Genomic DNA, 20,621 nt, shown 5'->3' on the forward strand with positions numbered 1-20,621 from the left:
CGGTTCCTCCCCATCGTCGGTGTACGGTGGTCGGGATCGATGCCCGCTCCGGTGGCGCATCCGCACCGCACGGTACGACTGGTACATTCGGTCGCACCGCACGCGGTTCCACACGTTCAGCAGTTCTATTGAGGTGACGGCAATGGCTTTGACGCCGGAAGACGTAGTCAACAAGCGGTTCCAGCCGACGAAGTTCCGCGAGGGCTACGACCAGGACGAGGTCGACGACTTCCTCGACGAGGTCGTGGTCGAGCTCCGTCGCCTGACCGCGGAGAACGACGAGCTCCGCCAGCGCCTGCAGGCGGCCGAATCGGCCCCGCAGTCGGCGCAGGCCGAGCAGCCCGCTCCCGCAGCCGAGCCGGAGCCCACCCCGGCCCCGGTCGAGGCAGCACCGGAGCCCGCTCCGGTCGCCGCGGCGGCACCGACCACCACGGTCCCCGCCGACGAGGACACCGAGGGCACCACGAACCTCCTGACCCTGGCGCGTCGTCTCCACGAGGAGCACGTCCGCGAGGGCATCGAGAAGCGCGACGCGCTCATCGCCGAGGGCACGGCCCAGGCCGCTCGCCTGGTCTCCGAGGCCGAGGCGAAGCAGCGCCAGATCATCGCCGACACCGAGAACACGAACCGTCAGCGTGTTGCGGTGCTCGAGCAGGAGCAGCGCCAGCTCGAGGGCAAGATCGACGAGCTCCGGACCTTCGAGCGTGACTACCGTGCGCAGCTCAAGAGCTACATCCAGGGGCAGCTCTCCGAGCTCGACTCGGGCGAGCAGTCCGGTCTCACCCCGGCGCCGGCTTCGGCGCAGGGCTTCGGCAACTGACGTTGTCGCGACCAGCATCACGAGCGAAGGTCAGTGTCCGCGCAATCGCGGCACTGGCCTTCGCCGCTGTCGTGGTGGTGGCGTTCGACCAGGTCGCCAAGACGCTGGTCGTCGCGAACCTGCCGTACGGCACCCCCGTCCCGGTCCTCGGCGGGGCGTTGCAGTTCCTGTACGTCCGGAACCCGGGGGCCGCGTTCTCGTTCGCGGTGAACATGACCTGGGTGTTCTCGGTCATCTCGGCCGCGGTCGTCGTCGCGATCATCGTGTACTCGCGTCGCATCCGGTCGATGTGGTGGGCCATCGTGCTCGGCATGCTGCTCGGCGGCGCGCTGGGCAACCTGCTCGACCGGCTCTTCCGTGAGCCCGGCTTCGGTCGGGGCCACGTCGTCGACTTCATCTCGACGCCGTGGATGATGCCGGCGATCTACAACGTCGCCGACTCCTTCATCTGCATCAGCATGGTGGTCTTCGTGCTGCTGGTGATCCTCGGGGTGAACCTCGACGGTACCCGCACGCTCTCGGCCAAGCGCCAGGCGCAGCTCGACGCGTCGCAGCCGGTCGACGCGGCTCAGCCGCTCGACGGTGGGGCCGCGTTCTCGTCGGCTGATGCGGCGCTCGACGAGCCGACCCGCGCCTCCAGGCCGGAGGGCCGCGACCGTCGCGACACGCTGGGCCACGACGCCACGTGAGCGAATCGCGATCTCTTCCCGTGCCCGACGGGCTCGCCGGTGAGCGCGTCGACGCCGCCATCGCGAAGCTCCTCGGCTTCAGCCGGTCGTTCGCGGCCGACGTCGTCGCCGCCGGGGGCGTCCGCGTCGACGGGGTGCCCGTCGACAAGTCGGACCGGCTCCATGCGGACTCCTGGCTCGAGGTCGAGTGGACCCCGAAGGAGCCGCCGCGCATCGTTCCGGCGGCCGTGCCGGGCATGACGATCGTGCACGACGACGAGGACATCGTCGTCGTGGACAAGCCCGTCGGCGTCGCTGCGCACCCCTCGCCGGGGTGGGACGGGCCGACCGTGCCCGGAGGCCTCGCCGCCGCCGGCTTCACGATCGCGACGTCCGGTGCCGCCGAACGTGCCGGGATCGTGCACCGCCTCGACGTCGGGACCTCGGGCCTGATGGTGGTCGCGAAGACCGAGCTGGCGTACACGCACCTCAAGCGGGCGTTCAAGGAGCGCACGGTCGAGAAGGTCTACCACGCGCTCGCGCAGGGCCACCCCGACCCCACGTCGGGCACGATCGATGCTCCGATCGGCCGGCACCCGTCGAGTGACTGGAAGTTCGCGGTCACGTCCGAGGGCAAGCCGAGCGTCACCCACTACGAGACGCTCGAGGCCTTCCGCGCCGCCACCCTGCTCGAGGTGCACCTGGAGACCGGGCGCACCCACCAGATCCGGGTGCACATGGCGGCGATACGCCACCCGCTCGTCGGGGACACGATGTACGGCGCCGACCCGGTGCTGGCGGCCGAGCTCGGGCTCACGCGCCAGTGGCTCGACGCCGTCCGGCTGGGCTTCGACCACCCCCGCACGGGCGAGTGGGTGTCGTTCGAAGCGCAGTACCCGGACGACCTGCAGGCCGCGCTGGAGCAGATCCGGAGCGCGTCGCTCTGACGCGCCCGGCCGTCTGCGCCGAGTGGTCACGAACCGTCGGCTGGGGCGCCGACGGGCGACGGGTTCCGTACCTGCCGCGGCCCGCGTGCGGTGTGTCGCGCCCGCTCGGCGGCGCGCCCCGCGCGTGTCCCGACCCGAGGCCGGCGCGCCCGGCCTCTCGCGCCGAGGGGTCAGGAACTGTCGGCTGCGGCGCCGCCAGGCGACGGGTTCCGCACCCGCGCCGGCTCGCGGGCGGCGTGTCCTGACCGCTGGGCGGCGCACCCCGCGCGTGTCGCGTCCCGCTGCCGGCCTGGAGGCACGGTGCGGGGTCGCCACGTGCCTCCAGGCCGACGCGCCCCGCCGTTTGCGCCGAAGGGTCACGAACTGTCGGCTGGGAGGCGGCCAGGCGACGGGTTCTGTACCCGCGGCGGCCCGCGCGCGGCGTTTCCTGACCGCTGGGCGCCGCGCCCCGCGCGTGTCGCGGCCAGCTGCCGGCCTGGGGGCGCGGTTCGGCCCCGCCCCGCGCCTCCAGGCCGACGCGCCCGACGCGCCTGGCCTCTCTCGCTGAGGGGTCACGAACGGTCGGTTGGGAGGCCGCCAGGCGACGCTTTCCGCACCCGCCGCGGCGCGCGTGCGGCGTGTCCCGGCCGCTCGGCGGCGCGCCCCGCGCGTGTCGCGACCCGCTGCCGGCCTGGGGGCGCAGTGCGGCCCCGCCACGCGCCTCCAGACCGCCCCGACGCGCGCGGGAATGTGGGCGGCCGCGGTTAGGCTGTTCCCACCCCGCAGCACACCGTACGAACCGGAGGTTCCGTGTCGGATTCCGACTCCTTCGTCCACCTGCACGTGCACAGCGAGTACTCGATGCTCGACGGTGCCGCCAGGCTCTCCGACCTCGTGGCGGAGACCGCCGCGCAGGGGATGCCCGCCGTGGCGGTGACCGACCACGGCAACATGTTCGGCGCCTTCGAGTTCTGGAAGGCCGCCAAGGCCGGTGGCGTCAAACCGATCATCGGGACCGAGGCGTACATCACGCCGCGCACGCACCGCTCGGACAAGACCCGTGTGCGCTGGGGTGACGGTGGTGGCGACGACGTGTCCGGCGCCGGTTCGTACACGCACATGACGATGTTCGCCGAGAACACGACGGGCATGCACAACCTGTTCCGGCTGTCGTCCAAGGCGTCGCTCGAGGGCTACTACTTCAAGCCCCGCATGGACATCGAACTCCTGCAGGAGTACCACGAGGGCATCATCGCCACCACGGGCTGCCCCTCGGGGGAGATCCAGACGCGCCTGCGTCTCGGCCAGTACGACGAAGCAGTGCAGGCGGCCGCCGACTACCGCGACATCTTCGGCAAGGAGAACTACTTCGCCGAGGTCATGGACCACGGCCTCGAGATCGAACGCCGGATCATGAGCGACCTGATCCGCCTGGCGAAGGACCTCGACATCCCGCTGGTCGGCACGAACGACCTGCACTACACGCACGCCCACGACGCCAAGTCGCACGCGGCACTGCTCTGCGTGCAGTCCGGCTCGACCCTGAACGACCCGAACCGCTTCAAGTTCGACGCCGACGAGTTCTACCTGAAGACCCCGGCGCAGATGCGGCACGTCTTCCGCGACAACCTCGAGGCCTGCGACAACACGCTGCTCATCGCGGAACGCTGCAACGTCGAGTTCGACACCTCGGCCAACTACATGCCGAAGTTCCCGGTGCCCGAGGGCGAGACCGAGCACTCCTGGTTCGAGAAAGAGGTCGCGAAGGGGCTGGACTACCGGTACCCGGACGGCATCTCGAAAGAGGTCCAGGACCGCGCCGACTACGAGGTCGGCATCATCAACCAGATGGGCTTCCCCGGCTACTTCCTGGTGGTCGCGGACTTCATCAACTGGTCCAAGAACAACGGCATCCGCGTCGGTCCGGGGCGTGGCTCCGGTGCTGGCTCGATGGTCGCGTACGCGATGCGCATCACCGACCTCGACCCCATCCGGCACGGCCTGATCTTCGAGCGGTTCCTCAACCCGGACCGCGTCTCGATGCCCGACTTCGACGTCGACTTCGACGACCGGCGCCGCGGTGAGGCGATCAAGTACGTCACCGAGAAGTACGGGTCGGAGCGCGTCGCGCAGATCGTCACGTACGGCACGATCAAGGCGAAGCAGGCGCTCAAGGACTCCTCGCGCGTCCTCGGGTTCCCGTTCGGCATGGGCGAGAAGCTCACGAAGGCGATGCCGCCGCCCGTGATGGGCAAGGACATCCCGCTCACCGGGATCTTCGACAAGGACCACCCGCGCTACAAGGAAGCCGTCGACGTCCGCACCGTGGTCGAGACCGACCCCGAGGCGAAGACCGTCTTCGACACCGCTCTCGGGCTCGAGGGGCTGAAGCGCCAGTGGGGCGTGCACGCGGCCGGCGTCATCATGTCGAGCGACCCGCTGATCGACATCATCCCGATCATGAAGCGGGAGCAGGACGGCCAGATCGTCACGCAGTTCGACTACCCGGCAGCGGAGTCGCTCGGCCTGATCAAGATGGACTTCCTGGGGCTCCGCAACCTCACGATCATCAGTGACGCCCTCGACAACATCAAGACGAACCGCGGGACCGAGCTCGACCTCGAGAACATGGGTCTCGAAGACCCCGAGGCGTACGCACTCCTGCAGCGCGGCGACACCCTCGGCGTGTTCCAGCTCGACGGCGGGCCGATGCGTGGCCTGCTGCGGCTGATGAAGCCCGACAACTTCGAGGACATCTCCGCGCTCATCGCCCTGTACCGCCCGGGGCCCATGGGTGCGAACTCGCACACGAACTACGCGCTCCGCAAGAACGGCGAGCAGCCGATCACGCCGATCCACCCGGAGCTCGAAGAGCCCCTCAAGGACATCATCGGCACGACCTACGGCCTGATCATCTACCAGGAGCAGGTCATGGCCATCGCGCAGAAGGTCGCGGGGTTCTCCCTCGGCCAGGCGGACATCCTCCGCCGCGCGATGGGCAAGAAGAAGAAGTCCGAGCTCGACAAGCAGTACGCGGGCTTCCAGCAGGGCATGAAGGACAACGGGTACTCCGACGCGGCGATCAAGACGCTGTGGGACATCCTGCTGCCCTTCTCCGACTACGCGTTCAACAAGGCGCACTCGGCGGCCTACGGTGTGGTGTCCTTCTGGACCGCCTACCTCAAGGCGCACTACCCGGCCGAGTACATGGCGGCGCTGCTGACGAGCGTCGGCGACGCCCGCGACAAGCTCGCCCTGTACCTCAACGAGTGCCGCCGGATGGGCATCAAGGTGATGCCGCCGGACGTCAACGAGTCGATCGGCTTCTTCGCCGCCGTCGGCGACGACATCCGGTTCGGCATGGGTGCCATCCGCAACGTCGGGTTCAACGTCGTCGACGACATCGTCAAGGCCCGGACCGAGAAGGGCGCCTTCGAGTCGTTCCACGACTTCCTGCGCAAGATCCCGATCTCGTCGGCGAACAAGCGCACGGTCGAGTCGCTCATCAAGGCCGGTGCCTTCGACGAGTTCGGCGACACCCGACGTGCCCTGGTGGAGATCCACGAGGGCGCGGTCGAGGGCGCGGTCAAGGTCAAGCGCGACGAGGCCCACGGCAACGTCGGGTTCGACTTCGACTCGCTCTTCGCCGAGGCAGCCGAGGACGCCCCGAGCGCCGCGGTGTCGCAGGTGCCGGACCGTCCGGAGTGGTCCAAGCGCGACAAGCTCGCGTTCGAGCGGGACATGCTCGGGCTCTACGTGTCCGACCACCCGCTCGCCGGGCTCGAGATCGAGCTCGCGAAGCACCAGTCGATCACCATCGCCGACCTGCTGACGGCCGACGACTCGATCGAGGGCGAGACGGTCACCGTCGCCGGCCTGCTGACGAGCGTGCAGCACCGGGTGGCGAAGACGAGCGGCAACCCGTACGGCATCGTCGACATCGAGGACTTCGGCGGCCAGATCGGCGTGATGTTCCTGGGCAAGACGTACCAGGAGTTCGGCCCGTCCCTGGTGCCCGACTCGATCGTCGTCCTGCGCGGCCGCGTCAACGTCCGCGACGACGGCAAGGCCCTGCACGCGGTGAGCATGTTCCAGCCGAACGTCGGCGACGCGATGGGCTCCGGCCCGCTCACCCTGTCCCTGCCGGAACGCCAGGCCACGACGACAACGGTGACGGAACTCGCCGCCGTGCTCGGTCGCCACCAGGGTGACACCGAGGTCCGGCTGAAGCTGCTCAAGGACGACGTCGCGCGCACCTTCGAGCTGCCGTTCCCGGTGAACCTGACCCCCGACCTGTTCGGCGAGCTGAAGAGCCTGCTCGGACCCCGCTGCCTGGTGTAGGAGCGTCGACCATGGCCGGTCACCGGATCTTCGGGACGCCCGTCGCGGACGTCTACGGGCACTACCTGGCGAAGGTGGAGCGGAAGGGCCACACGAAGGCGGAGCTCGACACCGTCATCGAGTGGTTGACCGGCTTCGACGACCTGGCGCTCGCGCAGCACCTGGCCGACCGGACCACGTTCGAGGACTTCTTCGCCGGCGCGCACCTCAACCCGAACGCCCCGCTCATCACCGGGGTGATCTGCGGGGTGCGGATCGAGGAGCTCGACGACCCGCTCATGCGGCAGATCCGGTACCTCGACAAGCTCGTCGACGAGATCGCCAAGGGCCGGCCGATGGTGAAGATCCTGCGGACCGCGTGACCGACGGGCAGCCGGCACCGCACGTCCTCCGGGCGTTCGGCGTGCACGACCGGGCGCTCGAGCGCCTCGGCGGCGGGCGTGGACTCACGTGGCGCGCCGGGGACGTCGTCCTCCGCCCGTCCGGTGACCGCCTGGAGGCCCGGTGGCGGTCCGCCACGCTGGCGCGGCTCGACCACACGGCCGGGTTCCGGACCCCGCGCCCGGTCGCCGCCACGCCCGGGGACTGGGTCGTGGACGCCCGCGCCGCTGCCGGCGACGCCGACGACGACGGTTGGGAGGCCTGGCGGTGGGTCGACGGTCGGACCGACCCGACTCGCGTGGACGACGTGATCGCCGCGGGCGCAGCGTTCCACCGGGCGATCGCCCATCTGCCACGCCCGGACTTCCTCGACGACCGCGACGAGCCCTGGAGCCAGGCGGACCGCGCGGCCTGGGGCGGAGCCGCCCTTCCCGACGACCCGACGCTGGACCGCCTGGCCGCGACGTTCCGGCCGGTGACGTCCCCGTCGCAGCTCGTCCACGGCGACCTGCTCGGCAACGTGCTCTTCACGCCGGGGGAGCCGCCCACGGTGTTCGACTGGGCAGTGTACTGGCGCCCGGCGGGCCTCGGCGCCGCGATCGCCGCGGTCGACGCCGTGTGCTGGCACGGGGTCGCCGTCGGTCGGCTCGGCGTGCTCGGCACCGGCGTCCCCGAGTGGCCGCAGCTGCTCGTCCGTGCCCTGGCGTTCCGGATCGCCACGCTGCACCTGCTCGACGCGTGGGACGCCGAGCAGACGGTCCGCCACCGGCCGGTGGTCGACGCCGTCGTGCAGCACGCCGCCGGTACGCTGGAGGCCTCATGATGCAGCGAATCGACCTCCGCGGCGGCCTCCCCGCCCGTGCCGAACTCCTCCGACTCATGCCCCGCGCCGCGGGTGACGTGTCGCACGCGGTCGACGCCGCGCGCGAGTTGATCGAGGACGTCCGGCACCGTGGTGCCGCGGCCCTGCACGACCAGGCCGAGCGCTTCGACGGCGGGGCACCCGCGGACGTCCGGGTGCCCGCTGCCGAGATCACCGCCGCCGTGGCGGGGCTCACCCCTGAGGTCCGAGCCGCCCTCGACGAGGCCATCCGCCGCGTCCGGGCCGCGAGTGCCGCGCAGATCCCCGCCCCGTCCGTGACGACCCTGGCCGACGGCGCCGAGGTCCACCAGCGCTGGCAGCCGATGCGCCGCGTGGGGCTCTACGTGCCCGGTGGCAAGGCCGTCTACCCGTCCAGCGTCGTGATGAACGTCGTCGCGGCCCAGGTCGCGGGCGTGCCCTCGATCGCCCTCGTGTCGCCGCCGCAGCGCGACCACGGCGGCGCGGTGCACCCGACGATCCTCGCGGCGGCGGGGCTGCTCGGCATCGACGAGGTCTACGCCATGGGCGGCGCGGGAGCCGTCGGCGCACTGGCGTACGGCGTCGCCGAGATCGACCTCGAGCCGGTCGACCTGGTCACCGGTCCGGGCAACAACTACGTCGCCGCGGCCAAGCGCCTGGTGCGCGGGGTGGTGGGCATCGACTCCGAGGCCGGAGCGACCGAGATCCTCGTGATCGCGGACGACACCGCCGACGCCGGGTTCGTGGCCGCCGACCTCATCAGCCAGGCCGAGCACGACGAGCAGGCCGGCAGCGTGCTGGTGACGACGTCCGCGGCGTTCGCCGACGCGGTCGAGGCGGCCATCCCGGAACGCACGGCGGTGCTCGGGACGGCTGCGCGCCTCCAGGCCGCCCTGGACGGACCGCAGTCCGCGATCGTCCTGGTGGACTCCCTGACCGACGCCGCGACCGTGAGCAACGCGTACGGGCCGGAGCACCTGGAGATCCAGACGGTCGACGACGACGCGGTGCTGGCCGACATCGACGCCGCCGGTGCGGTGTTCGTCGGACCGAGCACGCCGGTGAGCCTGGGGGACTACCTGGCGGGGTCGAACCACGTGCTGCCGACCGGCGGCCAGGCCCGGTTCGGGTCCGGGCTGTCGGCGTCGACGTTCCTGCGGCCCCAGCAGATCGTGCGGTACACGCCCGAGGCCCTGGCCGAGGTCGCGCCGCACATCGTCGCGCTGTCCACCGAGGAGCAGCTCCCCGCGCACGGGGCCGCCGTGACGGAGCGCACGAACCGATAGCCTGGGGAACGACATGTTCTGCCCCTTCTGCCGCCACCCGGACTCCCGCGTCGTCGACTCACGGACGAGCGACGACGGAACCTCCATCCGCCGCCGTCGTCAGTGCCCCAACTGCGGTCGACGGTTCTCGACCACCGAGACCGCATCGCTCAACGTCGTGAAGCGCAACGGTGTCACCGAGCCGTTCAGCCGCGACAAGATCGTCTCCGGCGTGCGCAAGGCGTGCCAGGGGCGCCCGGTCACCGACGGTGACCTGGCCGTGCTCGCTCAGCGCGTCGAGGAGACGGTCCGGTCCTCCGGATCCAGCCAGATCGACGCGAACGACATCGGCCTCGCGATCCTCGCGCCCCTGCGGGAGCTCGACGAGGTCGCCTACCTGCGGTTCGCGAGCGTCTACCAGGCGTTCGACTCGCTCGAGGACTTCGAGGACGCCATCGGCCAGCTCCGCCGCGACCACCACGGGGCATCCGACACGGCCGCCGGGTCGTCCGCACCGTCCGGCACGCGCGCGTGAGCGGCATCGCCGAACGGATCGTGCGCGGTGGCTACCGCGTCGTGTTCCGTTCCGTGTTCGCGAACATGGACCCGGAGCGCGCCCACCACCTGGCGTTCGCCGTCATCGCGGGGCTGCCCCGCGTGCCGTTCCTGAGCGGCGTCGTCGAGCGGTACTGCCGTCCCGCGGCGGCCGACGGCGTCACCACGATGGGCATCCACTTCCCGTCGCGCTTCGGCCTGGCCGCCGGGTTCGACAAGGACGCCCGCGGCATCGCCGGTCTCGGCCTGCTCGGCTTCGGCCACGTCGAGGTCGGCACCATCACCGCCAAGCCGCAGCCCGGCAACGAGCGCCCGCGCCTGTTCCGGCTGATCGGCGACCGCGCCCTGATCAACCGCATGGGCTTCAACAACCACGGCGCCGCTGCGGCCGCCCGACGCCTCGAGCGCGCCCGCCGCAACCCCGGCCGACCGGTCATCGGCGTGAACATCGGCAAGAGCCGGGTCGTCTCCGTCGAGGACGCCATCGACGACTACCTCGAGTCCACCCGTCGGCTCGCGACGTTCGCGGACTACCTGGCGGTCAACGTCAGCTCGCCGAACACGCCCGGCCTGCGCGGACTGCAGGAACTCGACCAGCTCCGACCGCTGCTGTCCGCGGTGCGTGACGCCGCCGGCCGGACGCCGGTGCTCGTCAAGATCGCACCGGACCTGACCGACGAGCAGATCGACGCGATCGCGGGCCTCGCGGTCGAGCTCGGACTGTCCGGGGTGATCGCCAACAACACGACGATCTCCCGTGAGGGCCTGACGGCCGATCCGTCCGACGTCGAGGCGATGGGTGCCGGGGGCCTCTCCGGTGCGCCGGTCGCCGCCCGCTCGCTCGAGGTCCTGCGTCGCGTCCGCGCCGCGGTGCCCGCCGACTTCTGCGTCATCGCCGTCGGTGGTGTGACCACCGAGCAGGACGTGCAGGACCGCATCGACGCCGGGGCCACGCTCGTGCAGGGCTACACGGCGTTCCTCTACGAGGGACCGACCTGGGCCGCGCGCATCAACCGGCTGCGCCGACGGCGGCTGCGTCGCGCCGCGCGGTAGGCGCGACCACCTGACGGACTGGAGGCCCGTGGCGACACCGCCACGGGCCTCCAGTCCGTCGTGTGGGTGCGCCCACGGCCGCTTCGTGAGCAGGAATGGGGGAGCGGGAACGACGAAGCGCCGCCCGGCAGGCCGGGCGGCGCTTCGTCGTGTGCGTGTGGCTAGAGCGTGGGGTACTGCCCACGCCGGACCTGGGGCTTCGGCAGCCGCAGGAAGCGCAGCTGCCACGCCCGCGTGAGGATGTAGAGGAACGTGCCGCGCTGGAGCTCGCCGAACTTGGTGGTGAGCTTGCGGCGGAGCGACAGCCACAGCACCACGCAGTCGATGATGAACAGCGCCACGAACGCCCACACCAGCAGGAGCGAGTAGGACGCGATCACGGTCTGCGCGGCCGCGAACCCGACGATCAGGAACAGCACGAGCACGGGCATCATGACCTCGCCGACGTTCCAGCGGGCGTCGATCCAGTCGCGGACGAAGCGTCGCTGCTCACCGCGATCCTTCGCCGGCAGGTAGCGCTCCTCGCCGTTCGCCATGCCGACCCGGGCACGCTCGCGTTCCGAGTTGAGACGAGCGCGGGCGGCCTTCTTGTCGACCGGCGTGTTGCCGACGAGGGGGCGGCGGTTCGCTGCCTCTCGCTCGCGGCGGGACGGCGTGGGGCGGCCCTTGCCCTGCTCGAGGAGCTCGGCCTCGGTCGGGTTGACGGTCGTGTTGGTCTTGGGGGCTGCCTTCGCCACGGTGCGTTCCTAACGGCGGTGTGCGTGCGGGATCTCCTCTAGATTACCGGGCATGACCGACAGCGAACAGCACAGCCCCGCGACCGACCCCGCGCTCCTCGACGCCCTGCGCGAACACGTGCAGGGGGCACTGCCCACGACGATCGCCGACCTGTCCGCGCTGGTGCGCCTGCCGTCGGTGTCCTGGTCGGCCTTCGACCCGGCGAACGTGCGCGCGAGTGCCGAGGCCGTCGCGGACATCGCACGGTCCACCGGGGTGTTCGGCGCGGACGACGTCCGGATCGTGCGGTCGGCGGTGTCCGGCTCGACGGCAGACGTCGCCGAGGCCGACGCCGAGACCGAGCTCGGCCAGCCCGCGGTGCTCGCGGTGCGCCCGGCGCGGAACGGCAAGCCGACGGTGATGCTCTACGCCCACCACGACGTGCAGCCGCAGGGCGACGAGGCCCTGTGGGAGACGCCGCCGTTCGAGCCGACCCTGCGCGGTGACCGCCTGTACGGCCGCGGCGCCTCGGACGACAAGGCCGGTGTGATGACGCACATCGCGTCGCTCCGCGCGGTGCACGCCCAGTTCGGTGACGACCTCGACCTCGGGATCGTGCTGTTCGTCGAGGGCGAGGAGGAGTTCGGCTCCCGCTCGTTCCGCACGTTCCTGCGCGAGCAGAAGGAGCACCTCGCCGCCGACGTCATCGTCGTGGCGGACAGCGACAACTGGTCGACCGAGGTGCCGTCGATCACGGTCTCCCTGCGCGGCAACGTCACCTTCAAGCTCACCCTGACCACGCTCGAGCACGCCAGCCACAGCGGCATGTTCGGGGGAGCGGCCCCGGACGCGATGATCCCCATGGTGCGGCTGCTCGCCTCGCTGCACGACGCCGACGGCTCGGTCGCCGTCGACGGGCTGAGCTCGTACGAGGCCGACGTGCCGGAGCGCACCGAGGACGAACTCGCCGTCGACGCCGCGCTCGTGCCCGGTGTGCGCCCGATCGGCACAGGCGCCGTGTTGTCCCGCATGTGGTTCCAGCCGTCGATCACGGTGACCGGCATGGACGTGCCGAGCGTCGCGAACGCCTCGAACACCCTGCTGCCCACGGTCTCGGCACGGGTCTCGGTCCGCGTCGCCCCCGGCCAGGACGCCCGGCAGGCGTCCGCGGCCGTCGAGCGCCACCTGCGCGAGCACGTCCCGTTCGGTGCACGGATGGAGATCACCGAGCCGGACAGCGGCGACGGGTTCCTCGTCGACACCGCTGGCTGGGCCGTCCAGGAGGCCCGCACGGCGATGCGCGAGGGGTGGGGCGCCGAGGCGGTCGAGCAGGGCATCGGCGGGTCGATCCCGTTCGTGTCCGACCTCGCCGCGGAGTTCCCGGACGCGCAGATCCTGGTCACCGGCGTCGAGGACCAGGACACCCGCGCGCACAGCCCGAACGAGTCGCAGCACCTCGGTGTCCTGCACCGTGCCATCGTGTCGGAGACGATCCTGCTCGCCAGGCTCGCGACGCGCAGCTGAGGGTGCTTACAATCGACGCCAGGCGCGGTGACCAGCACCGCCCGGAGGGAGACGCGCGATGAGCGACACCATCACCGAAGCACCGGCGACCGAAACGCAGTCGCACGGCGTCCTCCTGAGCGACGCCGCTGCCGGCAAGGTGGCGAGCCTGCTCGAGCAGGAGGGCCGCGACGACCTGCGCCTGCGCCTCGCCGTCCAGCCCGGTGGCTGCTCGGGCCTGATCTACCAGCTGTACTTCGACGAGCGTCTGCTCGACGGTGACGTCACCGCCGAGTTCGACGGGGTCGAGGTCGTCGTCGACAAGATGAGCGTCCCGTACCTCGACGGCGCGACGATCGACTTCGAGGACACGATCCAGAAGCAGGGCTTCACGATCGACAACCCGAACGCGCAGGGCAGCTGCGCCTGTGGTGACAGCTTCCACTGATCACCAGCGATCCGACACGCGAGCGGGGAGCGACCGGAACGGTCGCTCCCCGCTCGCGTTCGTGTGGCCGGACGTGGCGCGCCGGGGCGCGGCGTGACCGGGCGAAATGGTGCCCGCCGACGTGCGGATCGAGGCCAGAACCGTGTCGTGTGTGCGCGAGCGGTACCGAGCTGCGAGTAAGCTAGGAGTGTTCCAATCAAGCTGGGAGCCAGCCATGCGCCGCCTTCGTGCGGCTCGCCGTCGGACTCGACGGGCTGACCTCCTGAAGCTCACGTCTTTTGCGAGAGGTAACAGTGCGTTCGAATCGCCGTATACGTTGGGCGGCCGTCCCGGTGGCCGTCGGTCTGGTCATCGCACTGGCTGGCTGCACGCAGCAGCAGATGAACGGATGGCTCCCCGGCACGGAGGAGACGAAGAACGTCACCAACCACACGAGCCGCATCGTCGGCCTGTGGACCACCAGCTGGGTCGTTCTCCTCGCCGTCGGTCTCATCGTGTGGGGCCTGATCATCTGGGCAGCGATCGTCTACCGCCGCCGGAAGGGGCAGACCGGCCTGCCCGTGCAGATGCGGTACAACATGCCGCTCGAGATCTTCTACACGATCGTGCCGCTGATCCTGGTGCTGGGCTTCTTCGCCTTCACCGCGAAGGACCAGGCCGCGATCGAGAAGCCCTTCGCCGACCCCGACGCCACCGTGCACGTGTACGGCAAGCGCTGGGCGTGGGACTTCAACTACATCAACAAGGACAACCCCGAAGAGAGCGTCTACTACCAGGGCATCCAGGCCCAGGAAGAAGAGAACGCCAACGGGGCGATCGACGAGTCGCAGCTGCCGACCCTCTACCTGCCGAAGGGCAAGAAGGTCGCGATCGAGCTCTCCTCGCGCGACGTCGACCACTCCTTCTGGGTCATCGACTTCCTCTACAAGAAGGACATGCTCCCGGGCAAGACCAACTGGGAGTACTTCATCCCGGAGAAGCTCGGCACGTACCAGGGCAAGTGCGCGGAGCTCTGCGGTGAGTACCACTCGCTGATGCTCTTCCAGGTGAAGGTCGTCACGCCGGCGCAGTACCAGGACTACCTCGACACCCTGAAGGACCAGGGCAAGGTCGGTCTGCTCGGTGACGAGTACAACACCAACACCAACGAACCGAACAACAAGGCGCCGGTCGAGGCGTCCAGCGAGAACAAGTAGGGGCTCGTCAGATGACAACGTCACTCGTCGGCCAACCGACCCAGACCTCGTCGCCGGACTTCCAGGCGTCGAAGGTGGGTCGGAAGGGCAACATCGTCGTTCGGTGGATCACCTCCACCGACCACAAGACCATCGGGTACATGTACCTGATCGCGTCGTTCATCTTCTTCCTGCTCGCAGGTGTGATGGCCCTCGTGATCCGTGCCCAGCTCTTCGAACCCGGCCTGCACGTGGTCGCGACGAAGGAGCAGTACAACCAGCTGTTCACGATGCACGGCACGATCATGCTGCTGATGTTCGCGACGCCGCTGTTCTCGGGCTTCGCGAACGCGATCATGCCGCTCCAGATCGGCGCGCCGGACGTCGCCTTCCCGCGACTCAACGGCTTCGCCTTCTGGCTCTACCTGTTCGGCTCGCTCATCGCGGTCGGCGGCTTCCTCACCCCGCAGGGCGCTGCCTCGTTCGGGTGGTTCGCCTACGCGCCACTGAGTGACACGACGTTCACACCAGGGCTCGGCGGGACACTCTGGGTCTTCGGGCTCGGCATGACCGGCTTCTCGACGATCCTCGGCGCGGTGAACTTCATCACCACGATCATCACGATGCGTGCCCCGGGTCTGACCATGTTCCGTATGTCGATCTTCACGTGGAACACCCTCGTGACGGCGCTCCTCGTCCTGATGGCCTTCCCGGTCCTCGCGACGGCGCTCTTCGGCCTCGGGCTCGACCGAGTGTTCGACGCACAGATCTTCAACCCGGCCAACGGCGGGGCCCTGCTCTGGCAGCACCTGTTCTGGTTCTTCGGGCACCCCGAGGTCTACATCATCGCGCTGCCGTTCTTCGGCATCGTCTCCGAGGTCTTCCCGGTGTTCAGCCGCAAGCCGATCTTCGGGTACAAGACCCTGGTCTACGCGACGATCTCCATCGCGGCACTCTCGGTCACGGTGTGGGCGCACCACATGTACGTCACCGGTGGCGTCCTGCTCCCGTGGTTCTCGCTCATGACGATGCTCATCGCGGTCCCGACCGGCGTGAAGATCTTCAACTGGGTCGGCACCATGTGGCGCGGTTCGGTCACGTTCGAGACCCCGCTCCTCTGGGCCCTCGGCTTCCTCATCACGTTCACCTTCGGTGGTCTCACCGGTGTGATCCTGGCGTCGCCGCCGCTCGACTTCCACGTGTCCGACTCGTACTTCGTCGTGGCGCACTTCCACTACGTGGTCTTCGGCACCGTCGTCTTCGCGATGTTCTCCGGCTTCTACTTCTGGTGGCCGAAGTGGACCGGCAAGATGCTCAACGAGCGTCTCGGCAAGATCCACTTCTGGCTCCTGTTCATCGGGTTCCACACGACGTTCCTCATCCAGCACTGGCTGGGCGTCATCGGCATGCCGCGTCGGTACGCGACGTACCTGCCGAACGACGGCTTCACCTGGATGAACCAGCTGTCGACGATCGGCTCGATGATCCTCGCGATCTCGTTCCTGCCGTTCATCTTCAACGTCTACGTGACCGCCCGGAACGCACCGAAGGTCGCCGTGAACGACCCGTGGGGCTACGGCCGCTCGCTCGAGTGGGCGACCTCCTGCCCGCCGCCGCGCCACAACTTCACGTCGATCCCGCGCATCCGTTCGGAGTCCCCGGCCTTCGACCTGAACCACCCCGAGGCCGGTGTGCCGATCGGTGTGGGTCCCGCGAAGGACGCCCCCGATGCCCCGACCTACGACGCCGCGAAGGGCGAGGTGAAGTAACGCCATGCGCGCGAACACCAACCTGTTCTGGATCCTCTTCGGGTTCTTCATCCTGGCGGACGCCGCCTACACCACGTGGGCGATGATCTACTACGGCGAGCCCGAGTGGGTGGGCACCGTGGCGATCGGCCTGACCGGCCTGATGTCGGCGTTCATCGCCTTCTACCTGGGCAAGGTGATGTCGTCCCAGGGCGGGGTCCTGCCCGAGGACCGTCCCGACGCCAACATCGAGGACGGCGACGCCGAGCTCGGGCACTTCAGCCCGTGGTCGTGGTGGCCCATCCTGCTGGCCGCCGCGGTCGCCGTGTGCTTCCTCGGCGTGGCCGCCGGCCTGTGGATCGTCCCGATCGGGCTCGTCCTCGTGGCGATCACCCTGGTCGGCTGGGTCTACGAGTACTACCGCGGCAACTTCGGGCACTGACCCGGCGCTGCAGCGCACCTGACACTTCGGGCGGCACCAGAACGGTGCCGCCCGAAGTGCGTCCAGGAGACGAACTCCGGTCCCGATCCGGAACAAACGGGCCCGCCCGCGACTTGACTGGAGCGGACCTCCCACCACAGCGAAAGGAGTCACCTCAGGTGACCGACAAGCGCACCCTCATCATCTTCGGCGCAACGGGCGACCTCGCCTCCCGCCTGCTCCTGCCGGGCCTCGGCACGTTCCTGCAGAGCGGCCGTGCCGTCCCCGTGCAGCTGATCGGCACGGGCCGCAGCGAGCGCAGCCCCGAGAAGTGGAAGGACATCGTCACGCAGTCCTTCGCGTCGCAGGACGTCAAGGGGCCGGAGGTCGACGCGACCATCGAGTCGACGCAGTTCATCCAGGGCGACCCCACCGACCCGAAGCACCTCGAGGCGCTCCTGGCCGCGGCCGACTCCGAGCCGATCCTGTACTTCGCCCTCCCTCCGCAGATCGCCTCCGACATCTGCGAGGCGCTCGAGCACGTCGAGCTCCCCGAGGGCACGACCCTGGCCTTCGAGAAGCCCTTCGGCACCGACGTCGCCAGCGCCCAGGCCCTCAACGAGACGGTGCTCAAGCTCGTCCCCGAGGACCGCGTGCACCGCACCGACCACTTCCTCGGCCGCACCACGGTGCTGAACATCATCGGTCTGCGCTTCGCGAACCGCCTGTTCGAGCCCATCTGGAACGCCGAGAACATCGAGAAGGTCGACATCTTCTACGACGAGACCCTCGGTCTCGAGAACCGCGCCCAGTACTACGACGAGGCCGGTGCGATGGTCGACATGATCCAGTCGCACCTGCTGCAGATCCTCGGCCTGGTCACGATGGACGCCCCGGCCGCGATCGACGCGGTCGAGTTCCGCTCGTCGCTCGCCCGGGTCCTGCGCTCCACCCGCCTCAAGGGCGACGACGCGAAGATCGCCTCGCGCCGCGCGGTCTACACCGCCGGCACCATCGACGGCAAGGAACTGCCGTCGTACCAGGAAGAGGACGGCGTCGACCCGTCGCGCCAGACGGAGACCCTCGCCGAGATCTCGGTCGAGGTCGACACCGCCCGCTGGGCAGGTGTCCCCTTCACGCTGCGCTCCGGCAAGGCCCTCGGCGCCAGCCGCAAGGAGGTGCTGATCACCTTCAAGCCGGTCACGCGTCTGCCCTCCGGTCTGAGCGGTCGCCCGAAGACCGACACGCTGCGCATCGTCCTGAACCCGGACGAGATCGAGCTGTCGGTGTCGGCCAACGGCGGTGGCAACCCGTTCGAGATGGGACAGGTCACCCTGTCGTCGTCGTTCAGCGACGGCGAGCTCACCCCGTACGGCGAGGTCCTGAACGGCATCTTCCACGACGACCCGCTGCTCTCCATCCGCGGTGACGTGGCCGAGCGCTGCTGGGAGATCGTGGAGCCGGTCGTCGCCGCCTGGAAGGCCGACGAGGTCCCGCTCGAGGAGTACCGCGCCGGTTCGCGCGGCCCGGCGGACTGGGAGTCGTCGTCCTGACGGACACGCTGCCGACGTCCTGAACGGACGCCCTGACGGACGGGAGGCCCGGTGCCAGCTGGCACCGGGCCTCCCGTCCGTCGTGGGGTCACCATCAGGGCACCGCAAGACGCCGTCGTGTCTTCGAGACGCCGCCGGATCCTGCGGCGTCTCGGCGGCTTCGAGGTGTCGCGCGAAGACACGGCGTCTCCCGGGGGGCTGAGCCGGACGTCAGGCGGGGGAGCCGGCGCGCTCACCCTCGCCGGTCCACGACCGCGTGCCGCCGTCGTGGACGGGCAACCGCGTGCGGTGCCCGACGGTCGCGCCACGTGCGCGCTCGATGGCGTCCGCTGCCGACACGAGCGTCAGGTGCGACAGCACCTGCGGGGTGTTGCCGATGTGGTGCCCGGTGGCGACGTCGATCTCCTCGGAGAGCATGCCGACGTCGTTGGCGTACCCGACGAGCACGTCCATCAGATGCTCGGCGTCCTCGACCCGTCCCGAGGCGGCGTACTGCTCCACCAGCCAGAACGAGCACGCCAGGAACGGGTGCTCGGCACCGGACAGCCCGTCGAAGCCGGCCGTCGTGCGGTAGCGGAGCACGAGGCCCTCGTCCCCGACGCGCAGGTCCTCCTCGATGGCGTGGACGGTGCCCGTCATCCGGGGGTCGTCGGCGCGGCAGAACCCGACCTGCGGCAGGACGAGCAGGCTCGCGTCGACCTCGTCGGTGTCGTAGTGCTGGCGGAACGAACCGCGCTCGGCGTTCCAGCCGTGCTCCTCGATCTCGGCGCGGACGGTGTCGCGCAGGGTGCGCCAGCGGTCGACGGGGCCCTCGAGGCCGAACTCCTCGACCGCGGCGACCCCGCGGTCGAACGCAGCCCAGATCATCACCCGCGAGTGGGTGAAGCTGCGCCGCGGGCCGCGCATCTCCCAGATGCCGTTGTCCGGCTCCTGCCAGTGCTCCTCGACGTAGCCGAGTAGCGCCCGTTGCAGCGCCCAGGAGTCGGCGTTCTCCTCGACCCCGAGCTCGCGCGCGTCGTGCAGTGCCGCGAGCACCTCGCCGAAGACGTCGCCCTGGTACTGCGTCGAGGCGCCGTTGCCGACGCGCACGGGCGTCGACCCGAGGTACCCCGGCAGTTCGGGCAGCTCCCGTTCGGGCAGCTCGCGTTCGCCGGCGATGCCGTACATGATCTGCACGTCGGCGGGGTCGCCTGCGATCGCGCGCAGCAGCCAGCCGCGCCAGTGCGTGGCCTCGTCGCGGTAGCCGTGGGCGATGAGCGACGCGAGCGCGAGGGAGGCGTCGCGGAGCCACACGTAGCGGTAGTCCCAGTTGCGTTCGCCGCCGGGGTCCTCCGGCAGGCCCGTGGTCGCGGCGGCGACGACGCCACCGGTCTCGCCGTGGGTCATCGCGCGGAGGAACACCAGCGACCGTCGTGCGGCGTGGGCGTACCGACCGGTGGTCTGCGCGGGGGCGGTCCACGCCGTCCACCACGAGACGGTGTGGGCGAGGGCCGCGTCGACGTCGAGCGGCTCCGGCGGCTCGCGGTGCGACGGGTACCAGGTGAGCACCGTGTCGAGCACGTCGCCGTCGTGGATCGTCGTGACGGCGGTGTGCCGGTGGTCGTCGGCGCGGAACCGGGGTCCCCGGACGATCACCGAGCCGGGGCCCGCCGTCGCGAGCAAGGCGGGTTCGTCGTCGTCCCCGATCTGCCGGATCCAGGGCAGGGCGCGCGAGTAGTCGAAGCGGATCCGGAGCGTCTGCCGGAGCTCGACGGTGCCGCGGAGCCCGCGTACCCGGCGGACGATCGAGGGGCGGTGCGCGCCGACGGGCATGAACTCGGTGACCTCGACCACGCCGTCACGGGTGGTCCACACGGTCGAGAGCACCAGGGTGTCGCCGTGGTACCGCCACTCGGCGGTGGCGTCGTCGTCGACGGGTCGGAGTGTCCAGTGCCCGTGGTCCTCGGTGCCGAGCAGCGAGGCGAAGGTGGACGAGCTGTCGAAGCGCGGCAGGCACGCCCAGTCGATGGTCCCGTCGCGGCCGACCAGGGCAGCGGTGCCGGTGTCGCCGATCAGGGCGTGGTCCTCGATCCGGTTCGGCGGTGTGTTCGGCGCTGGTTGCGGCGCGGCTGCGTGCGGTGCGGCTGGGTGTGGTGCGGCTTCGGGCGGTGCGGCCGGCTCGGTGCTCATGGACCGATCGAACACCCGATGCCCGAGCGCCGCGGTC

The 20,621-nt window shown here is 70.1% G+C and carries 17 protein-coding genes; 15 read left to right on the plus strand and 2 right to left on the minus strand.

Annotated features, from left to right (window positions below; translation table 11 throughout):
* Positions 1-142: 142 nt before the first annotated feature.
* From DEJ00_RS13815 to DEJ00_RS13855, 9 genes are all read left to right on the plus strand, one after another.
* Positions 143-820 (plus strand): DivIVA domain-containing protein, encoded by a 678-nt coding sequence (locus DEJ00_RS13815; protein WP_027465254.1) that lies wholly within the window; start codon positions 143-145, stop codon positions 818-820.
* A gap of 2 nt (positions 821-822) precedes the next feature.
* Positions 823-1,509, plus strand: a complete 687-nt coding sequence (lspA, locus tag DEJ00_RS13820; RefSeq protein ID WP_258373691.1) for a signal peptidase II — start codon at positions 823-825, stop codon at positions 1,507-1,509.
* Positions 1,506-2,435, plus strand: coding sequence for an RluA family pseudouridine synthase (locus tag DEJ00_RS13825; protein WP_111057754.1), 930 nt, complete (start codon positions 1,506-1,508; stop codon positions 2,433-2,435). Before lspA ends, DEJ00_RS13825 begins: the two co-directional genes overlap by 4 nt.
* A gap of 840 nt (positions 2,436-3,275) precedes the next feature.
* Complete coding sequence (gene dnaE / locus DEJ00_RS13830) at positions 3,276-6,755, plus strand: DNA polymerase III subunit alpha (protein ID WP_071245757.1); 3,480 nt, start codon at positions 3,276-3,278, stop codon at positions 6,753-6,755.
* A gap of 11 nt (positions 6,756-6,766) precedes the next feature.
* A complete protein-coding gene (locus tag DEJ00_RS13835) occupies positions 6,767-7,117 on the plus strand; it encodes a DUF2200 domain-containing protein (RefSeq protein WP_111057755.1) in 351 nt (116 codons plus the stop codon).
* Positions 7,114-7,959 (plus strand): hypothetical protein, encoded by an 846-nt coding sequence (locus DEJ00_RS13840; RefSeq protein ID WP_111057756.1) that lies wholly within the window; start codon positions 7,114-7,116, stop codon positions 7,957-7,959. The genes DEJ00_RS13835 and DEJ00_RS13840 overlap by 4 nt, the downstream gene beginning before the upstream one ends.
* Positions 7,956-9,263, plus strand: coding sequence for a histidinol dehydrogenase (hisD, locus tag DEJ00_RS13845; RefSeq protein WP_111057757.1), 1,308 nt, complete (start codon positions 7,956-7,958; stop codon positions 9,261-9,263). The genes DEJ00_RS13840 and hisD overlap by 4 nt, the downstream gene beginning before the upstream one ends.
* Before the next feature lie 13 nt (positions 9,264-9,276).
* Complete coding sequence (gene nrdR, locus DEJ00_RS13850; protein ID WP_027465260.1) at positions 9,277-9,777, plus strand: transcriptional regulator NrdR; 501 nt, start codon at positions 9,277-9,279, stop codon at positions 9,775-9,777.
* Positions 9,774-10,850, plus strand: coding sequence for a quinone-dependent dihydroorotate dehydrogenase (locus tag DEJ00_RS13855; RefSeq protein ID WP_111057758.1), 1,077 nt, complete (start codon positions 9,774-9,776; stop codon positions 10,848-10,850). Before nrdR ends, DEJ00_RS13855 begins: the two co-directional genes overlap by 4 nt.
* Positions 10,851-11,011: 161 nt before the next feature.
* Here the strand turns inward: DEJ00_RS13855 and DEJ00_RS13860 are convergent, their stop codons facing one another.
* Positions 11,012-11,587 (minus strand): DUF3043 domain-containing protein, encoded by a 576-nt coding sequence (locus tag DEJ00_RS13860; protein ID WP_071245734.1) that lies wholly within the window; start codon positions 11,585-11,587, stop codon positions 11,012-11,014.
* 52 nt (positions 11,588-11,639) lie between these two features.
* Here DEJ00_RS13860 and DEJ00_RS13865 point away from each other — a divergent pair, with 52 nt between their 5' ends.
* The 6 genes from DEJ00_RS13865 (at position 11,640) to DEJ00_RS13890 (ending at position 18,415) form a co-directional block, all read left to right on the plus strand.
* Complete coding sequence (locus DEJ00_RS13865; protein WP_111057759.1) at positions 11,640-13,091, plus strand: dipeptidase; 1,452 nt, start codon at positions 11,640-11,642, stop codon at positions 13,089-13,091.
* Between the two features lie 58 nt (positions 13,092-13,149).
* Positions 13,150-13,518 (plus strand): iron-sulfur cluster assembly accessory protein, encoded by a 369-nt coding sequence (locus tag DEJ00_RS13870; RefSeq protein WP_035808216.1) that lies wholly within the window; start codon positions 13,150-13,152, stop codon positions 13,516-13,518.
* A gap of 293 nt (positions 13,519-13,811) precedes the next feature.
* Positions 13,812-14,714 (plus strand): cytochrome c oxidase subunit II, encoded by a 903-nt coding sequence (gene coxB / locus DEJ00_RS13875; protein ID WP_027465265.1) that lies wholly within the window; start codon positions 13,812-13,814, stop codon positions 14,712-14,714.
* A gap of 11 nt (positions 14,715-14,725) precedes the next feature.
* Positions 14,726-16,462, plus strand: coding sequence for a cytochrome c oxidase subunit I (gene ctaD / locus DEJ00_RS13880; protein ID WP_027465266.1), 1,737 nt, complete (start codon positions 14,726-14,728; stop codon positions 16,460-16,462).
* A gap of 4 nt (positions 16,463-16,466) precedes the next feature.
* Positions 16,467-16,883, plus strand: a complete 417-nt coding sequence (locus DEJ00_RS13885; RefSeq protein ID WP_027465267.1) for a cytochrome c oxidase subunit 4 — start codon at positions 16,467-16,469, stop codon at positions 16,881-16,883.
* 158 nt (positions 16,884-17,041) lie between these two features.
* The gene (locus DEJ00_RS13890) at positions 17,042-18,415 is read left to right on the plus strand and encodes a glucose-6-phosphate dehydrogenase (protein ID WP_071245742.1); all 1,374 of its coding nucleotides are present in this window, start codon (positions 17,042-17,044) and stop codon (positions 18,413-18,415) included.
* A gap of 210 nt (positions 18,416-18,625) precedes the next feature.
* On the opposite strand, the gene DEJ00_RS13895 is transcribed toward DEJ00_RS13890, so the two are convergent.
* Positions 18,626-20,584 (minus strand): glycoside hydrolase family 15 protein, encoded by a 1,959-nt coding sequence (locus DEJ00_RS13895; RefSeq protein WP_258373692.1) that lies wholly within the window; start codon positions 20,582-20,584, stop codon positions 18,626-18,628.
* Positions 20,585-20,621 lie beyond the last annotated feature (37 nt).

Source organism: Curtobacterium sp. MCLR17_039 (assembly GCF_003234745.1).
In the GTDB taxonomy this organism is placed as follows: Bacteria; Actinomycetota; Actinomycetes; order Actinomycetales; family Microbacteriaceae; genus Curtobacterium; species Curtobacterium flaccumfaciens.